Origin of the sequence: Nocardioides sp. NPDC057767 (genome assembly GCF_042798275.1) — a bacterium.
In the GTDB taxonomy this organism is placed as follows: Bacteria; Actinomycetota; Actinomycetes; order Propionibacteriales; family Nocardioidaceae; genus Nocardioides.
Window position 1 is genome coordinate 13853 of record NZ_JBHVKJ010000046.1, and the last position, 17903, is coordinate 31755.

General features: G+C 69.1%; 20 protein-coding genes. 14 read left to right on the forward strand and 6 right to left on the reverse strand.

Going from position 1 to position 17903, the window contains the following annotated elements; all coding sequences use genetic code 11:
- Positions 1-9: 9 nt before the first annotated feature.
- Together ACFVDI_RS21335 and ACFVDI_RS21340 are read right to left on the reverse strand one after the other, a co-directional pair.
- Positions 10-558 carry a DUF1003 domain-containing protein gene (locus ACFVDI_RS21335; protein ID WP_378909793.1) on the reverse strand — a complete coding sequence of 183 codons (549 nt, stop codon included), beginning with the start codon at positions 556-558 and terminating at the stop codon, positions 10-12.
- Complete coding sequence (locus ACFVDI_RS21340; protein ID WP_378909798.1) at positions 551-1879, reverse strand: magnesium transporter MgtE N-terminal domain-containing protein; 1329 nt, start codon at positions 1877-1879, stop codon at positions 551-553. Before ACFVDI_RS21340 ends, ACFVDI_RS21335 begins: the two co-directional genes overlap by 8 nt.
- A 227-nt stretch (positions 1880-2106) precedes the next feature.
- Here ACFVDI_RS21340 and ACFVDI_RS21345 point away from each other — a divergent pair, with 227 nt between their 5' ends.
- The 11 genes from ACFVDI_RS21345 to ACFVDI_RS21395 all read left to right on the forward strand — a co-directional run bounded on the left by ACFVDI_RS21345 (position 2107) and on the right by ACFVDI_RS21395 (position 11971).
- Entirely contained in the window at positions 2107-3465 is a 1359-nt protein-coding gene (locus ACFVDI_RS21345) for an endonuclease/exonuclease/phosphatase family protein (RefSeq protein WP_378909802.1), read from the forward strand.
- A gap of 135 nt (positions 3466-3600) precedes the next feature.
- Positions 3601-4794 (forward strand): acyl-CoA dehydrogenase family protein, encoded by a 1194-nt coding sequence (locus ACFVDI_RS21350; protein ID WP_378909804.1) that lies wholly within the window; start codon positions 3601-3603, stop codon positions 4792-4794.
- A 118-nt stretch (positions 4795-4912) separates the two neighbouring features.
- Positions 4913-5083: a DUF5302 domain-containing protein gene (locus ACFVDI_RS21355; protein ID WP_008364156.1), complete on the forward strand. Its 171-nt coding sequence runs from the start codon at positions 4913-4915 to the stop codon at positions 5081-5083.
- A gap of 75 nt (positions 5084-5158) precedes the next feature.
- Complete coding sequence (locus ACFVDI_RS21360) at positions 5159-6310, forward strand: hypothetical protein (protein WP_378909809.1); 1152 nt, start codon at positions 5159-5161, stop codon at positions 6308-6310.
- 25 nt (positions 6311-6335) lie between these two features.
- On the forward strand, positions 6336-7265 hold the full coding sequence (locus ACFVDI_RS21365; RefSeq protein ID WP_378909812.1) for a glycosyltransferase family 2 protein: 930 nt from the start codon (positions 6336-6338) through the stop codon (positions 7263-7265).
- Positions 7266-7322: 57 nt separating this feature from the next.
- On the forward strand, positions 7323-8357 hold the full coding sequence (locus ACFVDI_RS21370) for a MaoC family dehydratase (protein WP_378909815.1): 1035 nt from the start codon (positions 7323-7325) through the stop codon (positions 8355-8357).
- Between the two features lie 10 nt (positions 8358-8367).
- Complete coding sequence (locus ACFVDI_RS21375) at positions 8368-9159, forward strand: SDR family oxidoreductase (protein ID WP_378909818.1); 792 nt, start codon at positions 8368-8370, stop codon at positions 9157-9159.
- Between the two features lie 37 nt (positions 9160-9196).
- Positions 9197-9751, forward strand: a complete 555-nt coding sequence (locus ACFVDI_RS21380) for a histidine phosphatase family protein (protein WP_378909821.1) — start codon at positions 9197-9199, stop codon at positions 9749-9751.
- Positions 9752-9836: 85 nt separating this feature from the next.
- Positions 9837-10490 carry a DUF6758 family protein gene (locus tag ACFVDI_RS21385; protein ID WP_378909824.1) on the forward strand — a complete coding sequence of 218 codons (654 nt, stop codon included), beginning with the start codon at positions 9837-9839 and terminating at the stop codon, positions 10488-10490.
- A gap of 9 nt (positions 10491-10499) precedes the next feature.
- Positions 10500-11375, forward strand: coding sequence for a PHP domain-containing protein (locus ACFVDI_RS21390; protein ID WP_378909826.1), 876 nt, complete (start codon positions 10500-10502; stop codon positions 11373-11375).
- A complete protein-coding gene (locus ACFVDI_RS21395; RefSeq protein ID WP_378909828.1) occupies positions 11372-11971 on the forward strand; it encodes a MarC family protein in 600 nt (199 codons plus the stop codon). Before ACFVDI_RS21390 ends, ACFVDI_RS21395 begins: the two co-directional genes overlap by 4 nt.
- A 32-nt stretch (positions 11972-12003) precedes the next feature.
- On the opposite strand, the gene ACFVDI_RS21400 is transcribed toward ACFVDI_RS21395, so the two are convergent.
- Positions 12004-12768, reverse strand: coding sequence for an SDR family NAD(P)-dependent oxidoreductase (locus ACFVDI_RS21400; protein ID WP_378909830.1), 765 nt, complete (start codon positions 12766-12768; stop codon positions 12004-12006).
- Positions 12769-12957: 189 nt separating this feature from the next.
- Between ACFVDI_RS21400 and ACFVDI_RS21405 the strand changes: the two genes are divergently transcribed.
- Positions 12958-13611, forward strand: a complete 654-nt coding sequence (locus tag ACFVDI_RS21405; protein ID WP_378909833.1) for a L,D-transpeptidase — start codon at positions 12958-12960, stop codon at positions 13609-13611.
- Between the two features lie 10 nt (positions 13612-13621).
- Here ACFVDI_RS21405 and ACFVDI_RS21410 read toward each other — a convergent pair whose 3' ends face one another.
- The gene (locus tag ACFVDI_RS21410) at positions 13622-15184 is read right to left on the reverse strand and encodes a DEAD/DEAH box helicase (RefSeq protein WP_378909835.1); all 1563 of its coding nucleotides are present in this window, start codon (positions 15182-15184) and stop codon (positions 13622-13624) included.
- Positions 15185-15268: 84 nt separating this feature from the next.
- Between ACFVDI_RS21410 and ACFVDI_RS21415 the strand changes: the two genes are divergently transcribed.
- Together ACFVDI_RS21415 and ACFVDI_RS21420 are read left to right on the forward strand one after the other, a co-directional pair.
- Positions 15269-15970 (forward strand): ferritin-like fold-containing protein, encoded by a 702-nt coding sequence (locus ACFVDI_RS21415; RefSeq protein WP_378909838.1) that lies wholly within the window; start codon positions 15269-15271, stop codon positions 15968-15970.
- A gap of 6 nt (positions 15971-15976) precedes the next feature.
- Positions 15977-17038 carry a C39 family peptidase gene (locus ACFVDI_RS21420; protein ID WP_378909840.1) on the forward strand — a complete coding sequence of 354 codons (1062 nt, stop codon included), beginning with the start codon at positions 15977-15979 and terminating at the stop codon, positions 17036-17038.
- 86 nt (positions 17039-17124) lie between these two features.
- On the opposite strand, the gene ACFVDI_RS21425 is transcribed toward ACFVDI_RS21420, so the two are convergent.
- Positions 17125-17442, reverse strand: a complete 318-nt coding sequence (locus tag ACFVDI_RS21425) for a hypothetical protein (protein ID WP_378909842.1) — start codon at positions 17440-17442, stop codon at positions 17125-17127.
- Between the two features lie 139 nt (positions 17443-17581).
- Entirely contained in the window at positions 17582-17803 is a 222-nt protein-coding gene (locus ACFVDI_RS21430) for a DUF3107 domain-containing protein (RefSeq protein WP_008364177.1), read from the reverse strand.
- Positions 17804-17903 lie beyond the last annotated feature (100 nt).

Consider the following 17903-nt stretch of genomic DNA (forward strand, 5'->3'; position numbering starts at 1 on the left):
TATGAAAGCCTACGTCGTGCGTGGGGACTCTCCAGCATCGCCCGAAGTCTGGTCGATCAGACCACGGTGTCGATCGCGCTCGTCGAGCTCCTCGAGGAGCAGGCGGAGCTCGGAGCGGAGGTAGTCGCGGGTGGCCACCTCGCCGAGGGCCATCCGCAGCGACGCGGTCTCGCGGGCGAGGAACTCCATGTCTGCCTTCGACTGGGCGGCGATGCGGCGGTCCTGCTCGGCGAGGACGCGGTCACGGTCCTCCTGGCGGTTCTGCGCGAGCAGGATCAGTGGCGCGGCGTAGGAGGCCTGCAGGCTCAGCGCCAGGGTCAGGAAGATGAACGGGAACTCGTCGAAGCGCCACTCCAGAGGCGCGAGGGTGTTCCAGGCGACCCAGATGAGCACGACCATCGTCATCCACGCGATGAACCGGGCGGTGCCCATGTAACGCGCGAAGCCTTCTGCGAAGGAGCCGAACACGTCGTCGCGGAGGGTCGGCTTCTTGAAGAGCGGGCGACGAAGCTCGCGGGGGGTGTCGAGGCGGCCGCGAGCGGCGCGTGCGTCAGCCACGGCGCACCATGTCGGGCGTGATCACCTTGTTCGGACGAGTGTCGGGACGGGTGTCCGGACGAGGCTCGGTGGCCGACTCGTGCCGGGCGAGCTTCTCCCGCCAGTTCTCCGGGAGCAGGTGGTCGAGCAGGTCGTCGACCGTCACCGCGCCGGCCAGGTGGCCGTTCTCGTCGACGACAGGCGCCGCCACCAGGTTGTACGTCGCCAGGTGGGCCGCGACCTGCTCGGTGCTGTCCTCGGGGCGCAGCGGCTCCAGGGACTCGTCGAGGGCGCCCGCGACCAGCGTCGACGGTGGCTCGCGCAGCAGCCGCTGGATGTGGGCGATGCCGAGGAACTTGCCGGTCGGCGTCTCCAGAGGAGGACGGCAGACGTAGACCAGGGCCGCCTGGGCCGGGGTGAGGTCGGGGTTGCGTACCAGAGCGAGGGCGTCGGCGATCGTCGCGTCGGGGCCGACGATGACCGGCTCGGGGGTCATCATCGAGCCGGCGGTGTCCTCCTCGTAGGACATCAGTCGGAGGACGTCCTTGGCGTCCTCGGGCTGCATCAGCTCGAGCAGCAGGGTGGCGGTCTCCTCGGGCAGCTCGGCGATGAGGTCGGCGGCGTCGTCGGGCGACATCTCCTCGAGCACGTCTGCGGCACGTTCGGAGTCCAGGGCCCGCACGATGGCGACCTGGTCGTCCTCGGGGAGCTCCTCGAGGACCTCGGCGAGGCGCTCGTCGTCGAGGGCGGCGATGACCTGGCGCTGACGCTCCGGAGGCAGCTCGTGGATCATCGTCGCCGCGTCGGCCGGGCGCATCTCGTGGATCGCCTGGACCAGGTGGGTCGCGGCCTGGGTGGGGGAGCGGCGGGCGAGGCCCTCCACGTCGTCCCACTCGACCACATGGGTCTGGCCGCGGCGGCGCAGCCCCTTGGAGGGCTCCTGCACGGCGACCCTGGAGAGCAGCCAGTCGCGGTTGCGGGCCTGCTCCATGCCGACGTCGTAGACCGTCCCGGACACGCCGGTGGTGCGGATCGTGACCTGGCGGTCGAACATCTGGCCGATGACCAGGGTCTCGGTGGAACGCTGCTGGAAGCGGCGCATGTTGAGCAGGCCCGTGGTGTAGATCTGGCCGGCGTCGATGCTGGTCACCCGGGTCATCGGCACGAAGATGCGCCGTCGTCCGAACACCTCGACGACCAGGCCGAGCACGCGCGGCTGCCGGGCGTCGGATCTGACCGTGACCACGAGATCTCGCACCTTGCCGACCTGCTCACCGAGCGGGTCGAAGATCGGAAGGCCGACCAGGCGTGCCGCGTAGACGCGGTTGGGCGAGGTGCTCACGGACCCACGTTATGGCATAGCCCCCAGCAGATCGCCTCGGCGCTCACGCGGTGGCGCGGAACCTGAATTCGATGATCTATCCGAACTCGCGTCGGAGCGGAGCCGCAGATCTGGCTGAGGCCTGTGTTACAAAAGTTGTCTATGTGGCCAGCGTGATCGGTCGCCACTGCTGAGAGGGGCCCTGACGGATGCGTACACAACCTCATCCCGCGTCTGGCGGCGCTCGGGTGACCAGGGCCCTGCTCTCCGCGGGTCTCGTCGTCGCTCTCCTCGGCGGCGCGCTCGTCGCCGTGCGTGACTCGACCGCTCCGGCCCCGACAGAGCTGGAGACCGTCGCCTATTCGCCGACGCGCTATCGGATGGTGCAGGCGAACATCAAGGCCAGCATGGGCACGGCGAGATTCAAGCGGGACGTACGCACGGTCGTCGGCACCGCTCCCGACTTCATCACCTACAACGAGGTCAATCGCCGCCGGACCGCGGATCTCGAGCCGGGGCGCTACCGGGTGTGGCGCAAGGGCGGAGACTCCTACAGGTCGGCGACGGCGGTCGCCTGGGACAACGACAAGTGGTCCGCGGCCTCGAAGGGCATCCACCAGATCAGCAACAAGCGCGGCAAGCCCGCCGGTCAGCGGCTGCACTGGGGGATCAGGTACGCCAACTGGGTCACGCTCGAGAATCGGGCGAGCGGCCGCAACGTGTCGGTGGTCGCCGTGCACTTCGCGCCCAAGTCGAAGTACTACGGCGATCTGGTCCGTCCTTCTGCCCGCGCGCTGAACGTGCTCGTCAAGGCGCTCGCCCGACGCGGACCGGTGGTGGTCGGCGGCGATCTGAACGTGCAGTACGACGGCTCGCGCTACCCGCGCGACATCTTCGCCGAGCAGCACCTGGTCCCGACCTACGACGTCACCGAGCAGGCGCCGGTCACGCACCGCCGGGCATCGACCATCGACTACGTGCTGGCCCGTGGGATCGCGCGGTTCGCCACCGGCAACCAGCGGGCTTTCGGTCTCGAATCGGACCACAACGCGGTCCGGGTCGACTTCTCGCCGCTTCCGGTCACCTCGACGGAGGGGTCCGCCCGGGTCGGCTTCGGGCCGGGGGTCGTGGTCACCGACCCGGGACTGAGCGTCGCCGAGGAGCAGAGCGTGCTGCGTACGGTGCTGAAGTCGGTCAACAGCGCCAGGCGAGGCCAGGTCGTCCACCTGGCCACCCGTGCCCTGACCAACGCCAGGGTGGTTCGGGCGCTGAAGCGGGCCAAGTCCCGCGGGGTGCGGGTCCAGGTCGTCACCGCGGAGCGGACCACGACCGACGAGATGCGTTCGCTGCAGCGCGTCCTCGGCAAGAACGTGGGCAAGGGCAGCTGGGCCGTCCCGCGCCCGCGCGGCTACGACCGTGCCGGCCTGCGTGCGACCGTGCTGCTGATCAGCCGGACGGGTGCCACCCCGGCGTTCGCGTTCAGCTCCAGCACCCAGATGTCCGCCTTGGCCGGGACCGGGAAGCGGTCGGGCTACGTGAGCGTCAGCAAGACGTCGTACGACAAGCTCTTCAAGCCGTTCTTCTCGTCAGTCGGACGGCGAGTCTGAGCATCGTAGGATCGCGGTGTGGCGGGTGTCACCTGTCGCTGGTGGTTACTGATTGGTAACCTGCCGCAGTGACGTCAGCGTGGTCCAGACGGGTCTGAAAGACCTGCCCCCGACCACCGAGATTAGGAGTAGAGCATGGGTCGCCTTGCCGAGACCGAGGGTCTCACCGACATTCAGGAAGAGATCCTGAAGACCGTTCGTCAGTTCGTGGACGAGAAGGTCATCCCGGTGGCCCAGGAGCTGGAGCACGCCGATGAGTATCCGACCGAGATCGTGGAAGGGCTCAAGGAGCTGGGCATCTTCGGCCTGATGATCCCGGAGGAGTACGGCGGGCTGGGTGAGTCGCTGCTGACGTACGCGCTGTGCGTCGAGGAGATCGCGCGCGGCTGGATGTCCGTCTCGGGTGTGATCAACACGCACTTCATCGTGGCCTACATGCTGATGCAGCACGGCACCGAGGAGCAGAAGCAGAAGTACCTCCCGCGCATGGCGACCGGTGAGGTACGCGGCGCGTTCTCGATGTCCGAGCCGGGCCTCGGCTCCGACGTGTCCGCGGTGTCGACCAAGGCGACCAAGCAGGCCGACGGGTCTTATGAGATCACCGGCCAGAAGATGTGGCTGACCAACGGTGGCTCCTCCACGCTGGTCGCGGTGCTGACCAAGACCGACGAGGGCGCCGAGAGCGTCTACAAGAACATGACCACCTTCCTGGTGGAGAAGACCCCGGGCTTCGGCGAGACCGCCCAGGGCGTCACGGTGCCCGGCAAGATCGACAAGATGGGCTACAAGGGCATCGACACGACCGAGATGATCTTCGAGGGTCACAAGATCTCGGCCGACCAGATCCTCGGTGGCACCCCGGGCAAGGGCTTCTTCCAGATGATGGACGGCGTCGAGGTGGGCCGCGTCAACGTCGCCGCCCGCGCCTGCGGCCTGGCGATCCGTGGCTTCGAGCTCGGCATCGCCTACTCCCAGCAGCGTCAGACCTTCGGCAAGAAGATCGCCGAGCACCAGGCCATCCTGTTCCGCCTCGCGGAGATGGGCACCAAGGTCGAGGTCTCCCACAACATGATGGTCCGCGCCGCCCGGCTCAAGGACACCGGCAAGCGGATGGACGTCGAGGCAGGCATGGCCAAGATGATCGCCTCCGAGTACGCCAACGAGGTCGTGGAGGACTCCTTCCGGATCCACGGTGGCTACGGCTACTCCAAGGAGTACGAGATCGAGCGGCTCATGCGCGAGGTCAAGTTCATGCTCATCGGTGAGGGCACCAGCGACATCCAGAAGATGATCATCGGGCGCAGCCTCCTCAAGGACTACAAGTCCTGACCCGCGAGCTCGACGTCGCCGCGACGACCCTGCCGAAACCCATGGTCTCGGCAGGGTCGTTGTCGTAGGTTGGTCTTTACCCGAGCAACGACTCGGCAACGCCGATGGAGGGGCAGCGATGACCAACGACGATCTCAAGGCCAAGATGCGCGAGGCGCTGGAGAAGAAGAACAACCAGGACCACGCACACGCCGAGAGCGCCGGGGCGAAGGAGAAGGCGCACGGGTCCGAGGTCGTCGGCGGCGCGCCCAAGATGCACCGCCGCAAGGCCGGTGGCGGCGGCTCCTGAGTTCTGGCCCTAGACTGGGCCCAATTTCGTGCACCCGCTGGGGTATCGGGTCGGTCTGGTCGAGAGGTAATGAAGGTGGCGCGCCGGGTAGTGCTCCATGTCGGGGCGATGAAGTCGGGGACGACGTATCTGCAGGGTGCCCTGTACAAGAACAAGGCGCTCCTCGCCGAGCGCGGGTTCCTGGTCCCCGGCGCGCGCTGGCGCAACCAGATCGAGGCCGTCCTCGACGTGAAGGGCCGCCGGACCCACCCTCAAGGTGACTCGGTCGCCGGTGCCTGGGACCGCCTGGTCGACGAGGTCGACGAGTGGGACGGCACCGCGCTGATCTCGGTCGAGCTGCTCGCTCCGGCGACCCCGGAGACGGTCGAACGGGTGGCGACGAGCTTCAAGGGCGTGACGCCTGAGCTGGTCCTCTCCCTGCGCGACATCAACCGACAGATCCCGTCGATGTGGCAGGAGCTCATCCAGAACGGCATGGACTGGACCTGGGCGGAGTTCCTCACCGCGGTCAACAGGAGCCGGCCGGGCTCCTCCGAGCGCCGCCACTCCAAGCCCGGCAAGCGGTTCTGGTCCGAGCAGGACATGGTCGCCATCGCCCGGCGCTGGGGCCAGGCCGGCCCGCTTCACCTGGTCACCGTGCCGCCTCCGGGCAGCCCGGCGACGCTGCTGCTGGAGCGTTTCGGGGCGGCGATGGGCTTCGACCCCGAGGGCATGAAGAGCCCGCCACCGAGGAACACCTCCCTCGGCGCCGCGACCGTCGAGGTCCTGCGGTGCCTCAACGCCGAGCTGGACCGGCGCGGGCTGGCCTACCCGGCTGCGATGGGCCTGCGCAAGCACGTCCTCGGCAAGCGCCTGATGCCGGCGCTCACGGTCGACGACCCGCGCATCGGCCTCGAGCCGCCGCGCTGGACGCAGGCGTTCACCCGCGACCAGGCCGCGGAGCTCCGCGGTCTGGACGCCACCATCCACGGGGATCTCGACGACCTGGCCCCGGTGGACGTACGCGGGACCGACCCGCGCAAGGTCACCGACACGCAGGTCCGAGACGCCGCCGTGGCTTCGTACGCGGCGCTGCGTGCGGATCTCGACAAGAAGCTCGCCGACCCGACCATTCCTGGTGAGGCCATCGACCCGGGGGAGGGCCGCAAGGCCCCGGCGCGCGCCGTCTCCGCCCTGGCCGACCTCGTCGAGTGGTCCGTCCGGCGAGAGGAGCTGGTCCGTACGTAGGGCCTCAACACATCGGGGGAATTCTTTGTCAAGCAGCTGGAGCCTGCGCCGTCGACGCAGGCTCGCCGAGGAGGCGGGCGACACCACGGTCGCGACGCCGCGGATCGCGGTGCTCACGATCGCCCGCGACGAGGGCGAGATGCTCGCCCGCTGGGTCGACCACTACGGCCGTGCGGCGGGCCACGAGAACCTGATCGTCTTCGACGACGGCTCGACCGACGGTTCCACCGACGACCTGGCGTGCACGGTCCAGCGCCTGCCCGGCTTCCGGAAGGGCAGCTTCGAGGTCGGCCGGATGAGCCTGGCCAGCGGGGTCGCCCAGGGCCTCCTGGGCGTCTACGACGTGGTCATCTTCACCGATGTCGACGAGTTCCTGGTCCCCGACCCGGCGAGGTACGCCGACCTGTCGGACTACCTCTCCAGGCGGCCCGAGCGGGTGATCGCTCCGTTCGCCCTCAACGTCGTCCACCACACCGCGGTCGAGGGACCGCTGGTCAACGGCAAGCCGATCCTCGGCCAGCGGGCGTACGCCCAGTTCGCGCCGTTGATGTGCAAACCCTCGGTCAAGCGGGTGCCGGCTGCCTGGACGTCCGCCTCCCACGGGATCAGGGCGCCGTTCGTGCCCGACCCGGGCCTGTTCATGGTCCACATGAAGTTCGCCGACGTGGATCTGCTCCGGCGACAGGCCGACCGTCGCAACGAGCTCGCCAAGTCGGTGGGCCGCGGCAAGGGCAGCTCGTGGGGGCGCTCCGGCGACGACCTGGCGGATCTGCTGACCGCGGCGACCGCGTCGGTGGGAGCCGACGTCGAGGAGTTCGACCCGGCCTCGGTGCTGCCGGCCAGGCTCGTCCGCGAGGGGAACGGGGTGCACCGAGCCGTCGGCGCGGGTCACATCGACAACCTCCGTAACCAGCGTCTGCTACGCATCCCGGAACGCCTCCACGGGATGGTCTGAGCTAGGTTACCCTCCGGTAATCAACGCTTCGCCAGACTCACCGACGAGAGGCCGCAGATGAGCAAGACGAACCCCGGCAACTTCTTCGAGGACTTCCAGGTCGGCCAGGTCATCGAGCACGCGACGCCGCGCACGGTGACCGAGGGCGACCGGGCTGCGTACGGGTCGCTCTACCCGACCCGCTTCGCGGTGCCGTCGAGCGCTGCTTTCGCGGCCTCCGTTGGCCTGGGCGTGCACCCGGTGGAGGAGCTGATCGGCTTCCACATCGCCTTCGGCAAGACCGTCCCGGACGTCTCGCTCAACGCGGTCGCCAACCTCGGCTACGCAGAGTGCCGCTTCCACCAGCCGGTGGTGCCGGGCGACACGCTCTCGACGAAGTCCGAGGTCATCGGCCTCAAGCAGAACTCCAACGGCAAGTCCGGCGTGGTCTACGTGCGTTCCACCGCCACCAACCAGCGCGGCGAGGTCGCCATCGACTGGGCGCGCTGGGTGATGGTGCACAAGCGTGACCAGTCCGTCGAGGCGCCGGAGACCGTGATCCCGGAGCTGGCCGCGGCGGTGGACCCGAAGAACCTGATCGTGCCGAAGGGCCTGGACTTCTCCGGCTACGACTTCACCGCGGCCGGTGAGCCCCACCGGCTCGGCGACTACGAGGTCGGGGAGAAGATCGACCACGTCGACGGTGTGACGCTGACCGCCTCCGAGCACCAGCAGGCCACCCGGCTGTGGCAGAACACCGCGAAGGTGCACTTCAACGTCGAGGCCCGGCCCGACGGCCGCAACCTCGTCTACGGCGGCCACATCATCTCGCTGGCCCGGGCGCTGTCGTTCAACGGCCTCGCCAACGCCCAGCTCATCGCCGCGATCAACGCCGGTGCGCACACCTCCCCGGCCTTCGCGGGGGACACCGTCTACGCCTGGTCGGAGGTGCTCGACCGGGTCGAGACGGACGCCCCGGGCGTCGGCGCGCTGCGGCTGCGGCTGGTCGCCACCAAGGGGCGCGACGAGTCGATGACCCTGCGCGGCGAGGACGGCAAGTACGCCCCCGGTGTGCTGCTCGACCTCGACTACTGGGCGCTCATCCCTGTGTAAGGAGCACGTCATGGCAGGTAAGAAAGCACTTTTCGTCTCCGGCTCCGCCCAGGGGATCGGCAAGGCGATCGTGGAGAAGTTCGCGACCGAGGGCTGGTTCGTCGGCGTCTACGACATCGACGTCGACCTGGCCCGTGACGTCGCCGCGATCCTCGGCTCCGACAACGCCATCGGAGGTGCTCTCGACGTCACCGACCCGGCCTCCTGGAAGGCGGCGTTCGAGGAGTTCGCCACCGCCGCCGGGGGTCGGCTCGACCTGCTGGTCAACAACGCCGGCATCCTGCGCGCCGGTCGCCTGACCGACGTCGACCTGGCCCAGCACCACCAGACCATCGAGATCAACGTCAACGGCGTGATCAACGGCTGCCACACGGCCTACCCCTACCTCCGGGCCACGCCGGGCTCGGGCGTCATCAACGTGTGCAGCGCGAGCGCGATCTACGGCCAGCCGGAGATCGCCTCCTACAGCGCGTCGAAGTACGCCGTGCGGGGCCTCACCGAGGCGCTGGAGCTGGAGTGGCGCAAGGAGGGCATCCGGGTCCAGGCGGTCTGGCCGCTGTGGGTGAGGACCGCGCTGCTCGAGGGCAACGTCGCCTCCTCCCACGAGACCCTGGGCATCCGGCTCACCGTCGAGGACGTCGCCGACCAGGTCTGGGAGATGGCCCAGCCGCGCAAGGGCCTGTTCCGGCTGCCCAAGGTGCACACCACCGTCGGCCTCCCGGCCAGGGCGCTCTCGACCGCCGCCGACCTCGCCCCCAACGTGTTCGTCCGCGAGGTCAACCGGCTCATCACTCGGGCCTGACCCAGCGCCGGAGCGGCGATCACCAATAATGCTGCTCATGGCCCTCTACCTCGTCAGGCACGGCACCACCGAGTGGTCCCTCAACGGCCGGCACACCTCCCGCACCGACCTTCCCCTCCTCCCGGAGGGGGAGGATGCCGCCAAGCTGCTCGCGTCACGGCTCCAGGACCAGAAGTACGCCGCGGTCCTGACCTCCCCGCGACAGCGGGCGCTGCGTACGGCTGAGCTCGCGGGCTTCCCCGACGCCGACGTCACCGACGACCTGGTCGAGTGGGACTACGGCGACTACGAGGGCATCACCACCGACGAGATCCACCGCACCGTTCCCGGCTGGAGCCTGTGGACCGCGGCGACGCCCGGGGGAGAGGCAGCAGCCTCTGTCCAGGAGCGGCTGGGCCGGGTCGTGACCGCCGCCCGCGAGCGTGATGGCGACACCCTGGTCTTCTCCCACGGTCACGCGCTGTGCGCGCTCGCGGCGGTGTGGCTGGGGCTCCCGGTCAGCGACGGGCGGTTCTTCCGGCTCGACACCGCGACCATCTCGATGCTGGACGCCCACCACGGGCAGCCCGTCGTCAAGCAGTGGAACACCTAGCCGGCCGACGGGTCCGCTGAGAACCCAGCGGCCGACGCTCGACCTGATGCTTGACCAGACGGATGGCACGGGTCACCGTTGTGGGGTGGCACTTGCGGTTGGCTGTCCACGCTGCGCGACGCCGGTGGCGAGCATCGGCGCCGGCGGCACCCGGTCCTGCCCCGAGCACGGCGTGGTGACGCCGCTGTGGCGCACGGACGTGGCCTCCTACGAGGATCTGGTGCAGGTCCTCGCGCTGGCCGGTGACGTACCCACCTACGTGCCCTGGCCGGTCGAGTCCGGCTGGTCGATCGCGGACCTCGCCGTGGTCGGTGACGAGGGCAAGGGGGCGGCGACCCTGGTCACGGTGACCGGTGTGACCCCTGACGACGGCCAGGTGGAGATGACCGTGGTCACCGAGGAGGCCGGTGTCGGGCTGGGCGCGCGCTGTGCGCGCACCGAGGGACCGGATCCGGGCATCGATGCCTGCACCGGGCCGCCCACGACGCGGGTCCGCGTCGCCGGGCAGCTGGTGCCGCTGTGGCCGATCACCCAGTGGACCAACGGCGCTGAGGAGTGGGAGCGGTCCGTGGTGGTCGGCGAGGCCGCCGGCCGCTGGCTGTGGCTGGTCTTCCGGCCGGCCACGGCGATGCTGACGCTCCAGGACGGCTGGCACCTGCGTCAGGTCGGCGACCTGGGCGTGCAGATGGTCGAGCTGCCCTTCGGTGGGCACGGTGGATCCTGGTGGAACTCCCCCTAGGATGTGCAGGTGCGCATCGACCTCCACACTCACTCCCGCGTGAGTGACGGGACCGATTCGCCCACCGAGCTCATCCAGGCGGCGAAGGCCGCGGGGCTCGATGTCGTCGCGATCACCGACCACGACACCGCCGCCAGCTGGGACGAGGCGGCCGCCGCGGCCACCGAGTCCGGGATCGAGCTGGTGCGTGGCATGGAGATCAGCGCCAACCACGCCGGGCACGGTGTCCACCTGCTGGCCTATCTTCCCGACCGGACCTATCCGCCGCTGGTCGAGGAGCTCGCCCGCGTGCTCGCCGGCCGCGACGGGCGCCTGCCGCTGATGCTGGACCGGCTGGCCAGCCTCGGCATCGAGGTGTCTCTCGAGGACGTCGCTGCGGTCTCCGGCGATGCCGCCGCCTCGGGGCGCCCGCACCTCGCCGACGCGCTCGTCGCCAAGGGCTACGTGCTCAGTCGTGACGAGGCCTTCAACCGCTATCTCGGGGCCGGCAAACCTGCGTACGTCAATCGCTACGCGGCCCCGCTCGAGCCGATGATCCGCACCGTCGCAGCCGCCGGTGGGGTCACCGTGATCGCCCATCCGTGGGGTCGGTCCGGACGTGAGCAACCCGACGAGGCGGCCCTGTCCGCACTGGTCGACGCGGGCCTGTCCGGGCTGGAGGTCGACCACCAGGATCACAGCCCGGAGACCCGCGAGAAGCTGCGCGTGATCGCCCGCAACCTCGACCTCGTGGTGACCGGATCCAGCGATTACCACGGCACCGGGAAGGTGGGTCACCATCTGGGAGTGAACACCACTGCACCGGCCGAGTACGAGCGGCTCCTGGAGCGGGCCGCCGCAGCCTCGGCAGCCTCCGGACGCACCACCCCAGAGGTCGTACGGTGACCGAGATCTTCGTCTCCACGTTCGTGACGCTCTTCGTGATCATGGACCCCGTCGGCACGATCCCGATCTTCCTGTCGCTGACCGCGGGACAGTCACCGGGCAAGCAGCGCCGCGCGGCACTGCTCGCGGTCGCGGTCTCGTTCCTGGTGATCACGATCTTCGCGCTCTTCGGGCAGGCGATCCTGCACTTCCTGCACATCTCCCTGGAGGCGCTGCAGTGCGCCGGTGGCCTGCTCCTGCTGCTGGTCGCCCTCGAGCTGCTCACCGACAACTTCGACGACCCCGTCGCAGCCGCCGGAGCCAACGTGGCCATGGTGCCGCTCGGCACCCCGCTCCTGGCCGGGCCGGGCGCGATCGTCGCCACCATGGTCTTCACCCAGGAGGTCGACTCCGTCGGGAGCGCCGTCGGGCTCGGCCTCGGCCTCGTCGTCGTCCACATCGCACTCCTGATCGCGATGGTCTTCTCCATCCCGATCCTGAAGGTCCTCAAGGAGTCCGGCGTCCTGCTCATCACCAGGATCGCCGGTCTGCTCCTGTCCGCCATCGCCGTCCAGATGGTCGCCGACGCGGTCACGACGTTCATCGCGAACGCCTGAGGCCGGATCAGCCGAACCACCTGCCGAGCCGGCTACTTCCGGCCGAGCGACTGGAACTTCTGGAGTACGCCGGAGGGGACCGCCCGCGCGACGGTGGCCAGCGCCTTGTAGCGCTTGCTCGGGATCGAGAAGGTCTTGTCGTCCTCGTAGTCGTCGAGGGCCTCGCGGACCAGGTCGTCGACGTCGAGCCACATCCATGCCGGAGCGGAGTCGTAGCCGGAGCCGAGACGCTCGTGGAACTCGGTCTTGGTGAACCCGGGCAGCAGGGCCATCACCTTGATGCCCTTGCCGGCGTACTCGTTGTGGGCCCACTCGGTGAACGAGTTGATCCACGCCTTGGCGGCGGAGTAGGTGCCGCGGGGAAGGTAGGAGGCGACGGAGCCGACGTTGATGATGCCGCCGTGGCCGCGGACGACCTGGGCGCCGAGCGCGGCGTGGGACAGGCGTAGCGGGGCGATGACGAGCACCTCGGCCATCGCGGTCTCCTCGTCGGCGGTGTTGTCGAGGAACCGGTGCTTGAGGCCGTGACCGGCGTTGTTGACGAGCAGGTCGACCGGATGGTCGAGGTCGGCCAGCCGGGCCTCGACCGTGGCCAGGTCGGCGCTGTCGGTCAGGTCGGCGCGGAGCACCTCGACATCGACGCCGTGGGCTTCGGTGAGGTCCTTGGCGACGCCGTTGAGCCGCTCCTCGTCACGGGCGACGAGCACGAGGTGGTGACCTCGCGCGGCGAGCTGCTGGGCGAAGGCGAGTCCGATGCCGGCGGTCGCGCCGGTGATCAGGGCGGTGGGGTTCGACATGGGGCAATCCTGCCACCATCGGGGTGGGGGAGACGGGCGTCGGGCCGCCGGTTCGCCGAGGAATCGCGGTTTCTGTCTGTCGTGTGACAGTTGACTTGCGGTCGTACGAGTTTGGATGATGTTCGACGTGGAACTGGCATGCGGACTCGGGCGCGTGATGGAGCAGTGAGCAGCGGTGGGCGACATCGCATGATGTCGCGGCCCCTCAGGCGCATCAAGATGCTCTTCGCGGCGTCCTTGCTGACCTCGGCCGGCCTCTACGGCGGCATCGAGATCGTCGCCGAGCCCGAGGCCGAGGCCGACGGGCGGACCAGTGTGGCCGACAACGGCATGAAGATGGGTCTCGACGACGAGGCGCGCACCCCGGTCTGGCCGCACGACGCCCAGCGTGAGGCGGGGATCAACCGCCACGTCGACGCGCGGATGGCAGCCCAGGAGAAGGTGCTTCCGGCCGACTCCGGCCGGGGTCGCCGGGCGGTCTTCTCGATCAGCCGCCAGCGGGTCTGGATCGTGTCCGCGGCGGGCAAGGTGCGGCGTACCTATCCGGTCTCGGGCAGTGTCTACGACAACCTCGAGCCCGGCGCCTACAAGGTCTTCTCGCGCTCCAAGAACGCGAGGGGGATCGACGACTCGGGCACGATGCAGTGGTTCGTACGCTTCGCCACAGGCCCCAGGGCCGCGATCGGCTTCCACGACATCCCGGTGGACAAGGGCAAGCGCGTGCAGACCCGCGCCCAGCTCGGCACACCGCTGTCGCACGGGTGCATCCGTCAGGCCGAGCCGGACGCGAAGGCGATGTGGCGCTTCGCGCGGCTCGGCACCAAGGTGATCGTGACGCCGTAGGCGCGACGGCTCAGGCGTCGGCCTTCGGCGCGGAGCTGCCGCCCGAGCCCGACGAGCGGCGGCGACGACGGCGACGGGGAGCGGAGCCCTCGGCGCCGGCCTCGCCCTCGGCGGGCTTCGCCGAGCCGGTGGCCTCGGCGGCCGGAGCGGCGGTCTTCTCGACCACCTGGCCACCGCGGGAGCGGGTGCGCTGGCGGTTTCGGTTGCGGGGAGCGCGCTCGCGCTTCTCACCGTCCGAGCCGGCGTCCTTGTCCTTCGGCTTCGCGGGCGCTGCGGCCTTGATCCGGCCCTTGGTGCCCTTCGGGATGCCCATGTCGTGGAGGAAGTGCTCCGAGGAGGAGTAGGTCTCCTGCGGCTCGTCGAAGGGGAGGTCGAGCGCCTTGTTGATCATCTTCCACTTGTGGAGGTCGGCCCAGTCGACGAACGTGACCGCGACACCGGAGGCCCCGGCGCGGCCGGTGCGGCCGATGCGGTGGACATAGGTCTTCTCGTCGTCGGGGGTCGTGTAGTTGACCACGTGGGAGACGCCGGTGACGTCGATGCCGCGCGCGGCGACGTCGGTGGCCACCAGGACCTCGACCTTGCCGTCACGGAACTTCTGCATCACCCGCTCGCGGGCGGCCTGCTGCATGTCACCGTGCAGGGGAGAGGCCGGGAAGCCGCGCTCGGCGAGGTCGTCGGCGACGCGCTGGGCCTGCCGCTTGGTGCGGGCGAAGACGACTACCTTGTCGTGGTCCTCGCACTGCAGCAGACGGCCGATCATCTCGGGCTTGTCGAGGTCGTGGGCCTGGTAGACGAACTGCGCGGTGGCAGGCACCGTCTCCCGCTCGCTGGCGGACTCGGCCCGGATGTTCATCGGGTGGCGCATGTAGGAGCGCGCCAGCGCCACGATCGCACCCGGCATGGTGGCCGAGAAGAGCAGCGTCTGGCGGGTTTCCGGGGTGAGCGTGACCAGCTTCTCCACGTCGGGCAGGAACCCGAGGTCGAGCATCTCGTCGGCCTCGTCGAGGACCAGCGCGTGCACGTGGGAGAGGTCGAGGACCTTCCGGTTGGCCAGGTCGATCAGGCGCCCCGGGGTGCCGACGACGATGTCGACGCCCTTCTCCAGGGCCTCGATCTGGGGCTCGTAGCCGGCGCCACCGTAGACGGTCAGCACGCGGAGGCCGCGGTCCTCGGAGATCATCGAGATCTCGGCCGAGACCTGCATGGCGAGCTCGCGGGTCGGCGCCACGATCAGTGCCTGCGGCTTGCCCTGCGGAAGGTCGATGTAGTCGCGGTCCTTGGGGGACACACTGCGCTGGACGACCGGGATGCCGAAGGCCAGCGTCTTGCCGGAGCCCGTGCGGGCCTGCCCGATCAGGTCGGTGCCCTGAAGGGCGACCGAGAGCGTCATCTCCTGGATGGCGAACGGGGTGGTGATGCCTTTGCGCTCGAGCGGAGCGCAGATCTCGGGATGAACCCCGAGGTCCTTGAACGTTGTCATGATTTCGTCGCTACTCGCTTGTCTCATCGAATGCGGCGAGCGACTCACGGGTGTCTCGAGCTTGCCAAGCGAGTGCCACGCCGCGCACATACGGGAACCAGACCACTGCGATATCGAGTTGGATATCTGCAGCGCTGGGTCGGTCAAAAGGCATTCTATCGGTAGGGTTCTCCCGTGGTTGCATCGTCAGAGTTCACGGGTCCTCAGAATCCCTTCGATGATCCTGTTTACAAGGCTGCCGTCATCGACCTGCTGGGTGCGGTCGCCTACGGCGAGGTCTCGGCCGTCGAGCGACTGACCGACGACGCGAAGATGGCCCCCTCGTTGGAGGACAAGACGGCCCTGCTCGCGATGGCTGCTGCGCAGCACGCCAAGATCCAGCCGGTCCTGGACCGGCTCGGGGAGCTCGGGGTCGACCCGTACGTGGCGATGGAGCCGCTGCGTGAGGGGTTCGACGAGTTCCACCGCCACACGAAGCCTGCCGACTGGTGGGAGTCCCTGGTCAAGGCGTACGTCGGTGACGGGCTCGCGAACGACTTCTACCGCGAGGTCGCCAGGTATCTGGACGAGGAGACCCACAAGCTCGTGGTCACCACTCTCGAGGACGCCGGCCGGTCCGACTTCGTCGTGGACCGGGTGCGGGCCGGCATCGAGGCCGACCACCTCATCGGCGGGCGGCTCGCGCTGTGGGGCCGCCGCCTGATGGGCGAGGCGATCATCCAGGCGCAGCAGGTCGCGGCCACCCGTGAGGGGCTCAGCGAGCTGATCACCGGCGGTCACCTCCCGGGCCTCGACCTCGGCACCATCGGCGAGATGCTCACCCGCCTGACCCAGCGCCACGTCGAGCGCATGGGCAAGCTCGGGCTCGAGCACTGAGGTTCCTTGAGCCCTGACATCCTCTGGACCGGCTGGTCGGCCGCGCAGATCGCGCCCGAAGCCGGTGTCTGGGTGTCTCCCGAGGTCAGTCCCGGGTTCTCCTTCGACGAGCTGGTCGCCTCCTGGAACGTGGTGACGCCGCCCGGGAGCTGGGTGGAGGTCGCCGCTCAGGTGGTCGCCGAGTCGGGGGAGCGCAGCGGCTGGCTGGTGCTGGCCCGCTGGTCCTCGGACGCCGCGTTCACGTCCACGTCGGTCGCGGGTCAGGAGGATCCGGTCGCGGTCGTGGCCGACGACACCGTCCTGGGCCGGGACGGGCGTGGGTTCACCGCGTTCTCGTTGCGGCTGAGCCTGCACGGTCCCGCCGGGAGCCTGCCGCGGGCCAGCCTGGTCGGGGCGATGGTCTCGGCGGATGCCAGGGGGTCTCGGCCGGCGCCGGGCGCGGTGGCTCGCGGGGCGGTCGTGGATGGCGTACCGGTTTACTCGCAACAGCTCCACCGCGACCGCTATCCGCACTGGGACGGTGGCGGCCAGTCCTGGTGCAGCGCCGCGTCGACGGCGATGATCGCCGACTTCTGGGGTGCCGGCCCCACATCCGCAGAGACTGCCTGGGTCGACTACGACACCCCCGACCCGCAGGTTCCGTTCACCGTGCGAGAGGTCTACGACGAGTCCTTCGGCGGCGCCGGCAACTGGGCCTTCAACACCGCCTATGCGGGCTCCCGCGGCCTGGTCGCGTACGTCACCAGGCTGCGTTCCTTCGCCGAGGCCGCCCGGTTCGTCGAGGCCGGGATCCCGCTGGTGCTGGCCGTCTCGCACCAGGAGGGCGAGCTGACCGGCGCCGGGTACGTCACCAACGGCCATCTGCTCGTGCTGACCGGTTTCGGGGACGACGGCCACCCCGTCGTCCACGACCCCGCCTCCCACAAGATCGCCAGCGATGAAGCGGTGCGGACGACGTACGACCTCGGCGAGCTCGACCGTGCCTGGGCCCGTTCCGGGCGGATCGTCTACGTCATCCGGCCGCCTGACGTGGCGCCGCCGGAACCGCCGGTGCAGCGCAACTGGTGATCGAGTTCGAGGCCCTGCCCGCGTATACGCAGAAGCGGCCCCACCCCACAAGGGGCGGGACCGCTTCGAGATGACCTGGGCCAGGCTCAGGCCTTGGACTTCCCGGTGACTCCGGAGGCGATGACCACCAGTACGGCGGCGGTTACGACCTGCCAGACGTGACGCCACCAGTCAACGCCGTTGGTCGCGTTGTCCCAGGTGGCCTCGTGACCGTCGAACGGCGGGTTGTTCTGGCCGAAGATGAACCAGTAGATGAAGCTGCCGATCAGCATGCCGCCGATGCCGCAGACGATCGTGAGCCAGAACGGGATGTTGTCCTTGTCTCCCGGCGCCAGCCACTTGCCGAGCAGACCGACGATCACGCCACCAATGAGGGTGACGAGGATAAACCCGATGACGTCCATGCCATGTCCCTTTCAGGTTGTGAGAGGGCGCTGAACAGCGCCGATCCCTCGATAGTGCACCTGTTGAGACGGCTTTGCACGGGCAACATGGCCCAAACCAGGAAGTTCTCCGCCGGAATCAGGGTCATCCCGGAGTGATTCAGCCGGCGAAACCGACCTTGCCGACCTTGGCCGGGCCGATCTCGACGTAGGCGAGCTTCTCGGTCGGGACGATGACCTTGCGGCCCTTGCTGTCGGTCAAAGCGAGCACAGCGCCGCCGCCGAGGGCGTCGGCGATGAGCTTCTCCACCGACTCGCTGGACTCCTCGGTCTCTACGACGAGCTCACGGGCGGCCTGCTGGACGCCGATCTTGACCTCCACGGGTCCTCCTTGCGATGAATTGAACGATGCTCAGGAATCCTCTCACAGCACGCCTGAAGGGCCCCGTCGTTGCGCTCTCAGCGGAACCAGGAATCTCCCG

What these genes read in the sequence shown, in the direction of transcription:
- ACFVDI_RS21350 (WP_378909804.1), top strand. Translation starts at nt 3,601, where the DNA reads ATGGGTCGCCTTGCCGAGACCGAGGGTCTCACCGACATTCAGGAAGAG.
- ACFVDI_RS21355 (WP_008364156.1), top strand. Translation starts at nt 4,913, where the DNA reads ATGACCAACGACGATCTCAAGGCCAAGATGCGCGAGGCGCTGGAGAAG.
- ACFVDI_RS21370 (WP_378909815.1), top strand. Translation starts at nt 7,323, where the DNA reads ATGAGCAAGACGAACCCCGGCAACTTCTTCGAGGACTTCCAGGTCGGC.
- ACFVDI_RS21375 (WP_378909818.1), top strand. Translation starts at nt 8,368, where the DNA reads ATGGCAGGTAAGAAAGCACTTTTCGTCTCCGGCTCCGCCCAGGGGATC.
- ACFVDI_RS21380 (WP_378909821.1), top strand. Translation starts at nt 9,197, where the DNA reads ATGGCCCTCTACCTCGTCAGGCACGGCACCACCGAGTGGTCCCTCAAC.
- ACFVDI_RS21400 (WP_378909830.1), bottom strand. Translation starts at nt 12,768, where the DNA reads ATGTCGAACCCCACCGCCCTGATCACCGGCGCGACCGCCGGCATCGGA.
- ACFVDI_RS21405 (WP_378909833.1), top strand. Translation starts at nt 12,958, where the DNA reads ATGATGTCGCGGCCCCTCAGGCGCATCAAGATGCTCTTCGCGGCGTCC.
- ACFVDI_RS21410 (WP_378909835.1), bottom strand. Translation starts at nt 15,184, where the DNA reads ATGTGCGCGGCGTGGCACTCGCTTGGCAAGCTCGAGACACCCGTGAGT.
- ACFVDI_RS21425 (WP_378909842.1), bottom strand. Translation starts at nt 17,442, where the DNA reads ATGGACGTCATCGGGTTTATCCTCGTCACCCTCATTGGTGGCGTGATC.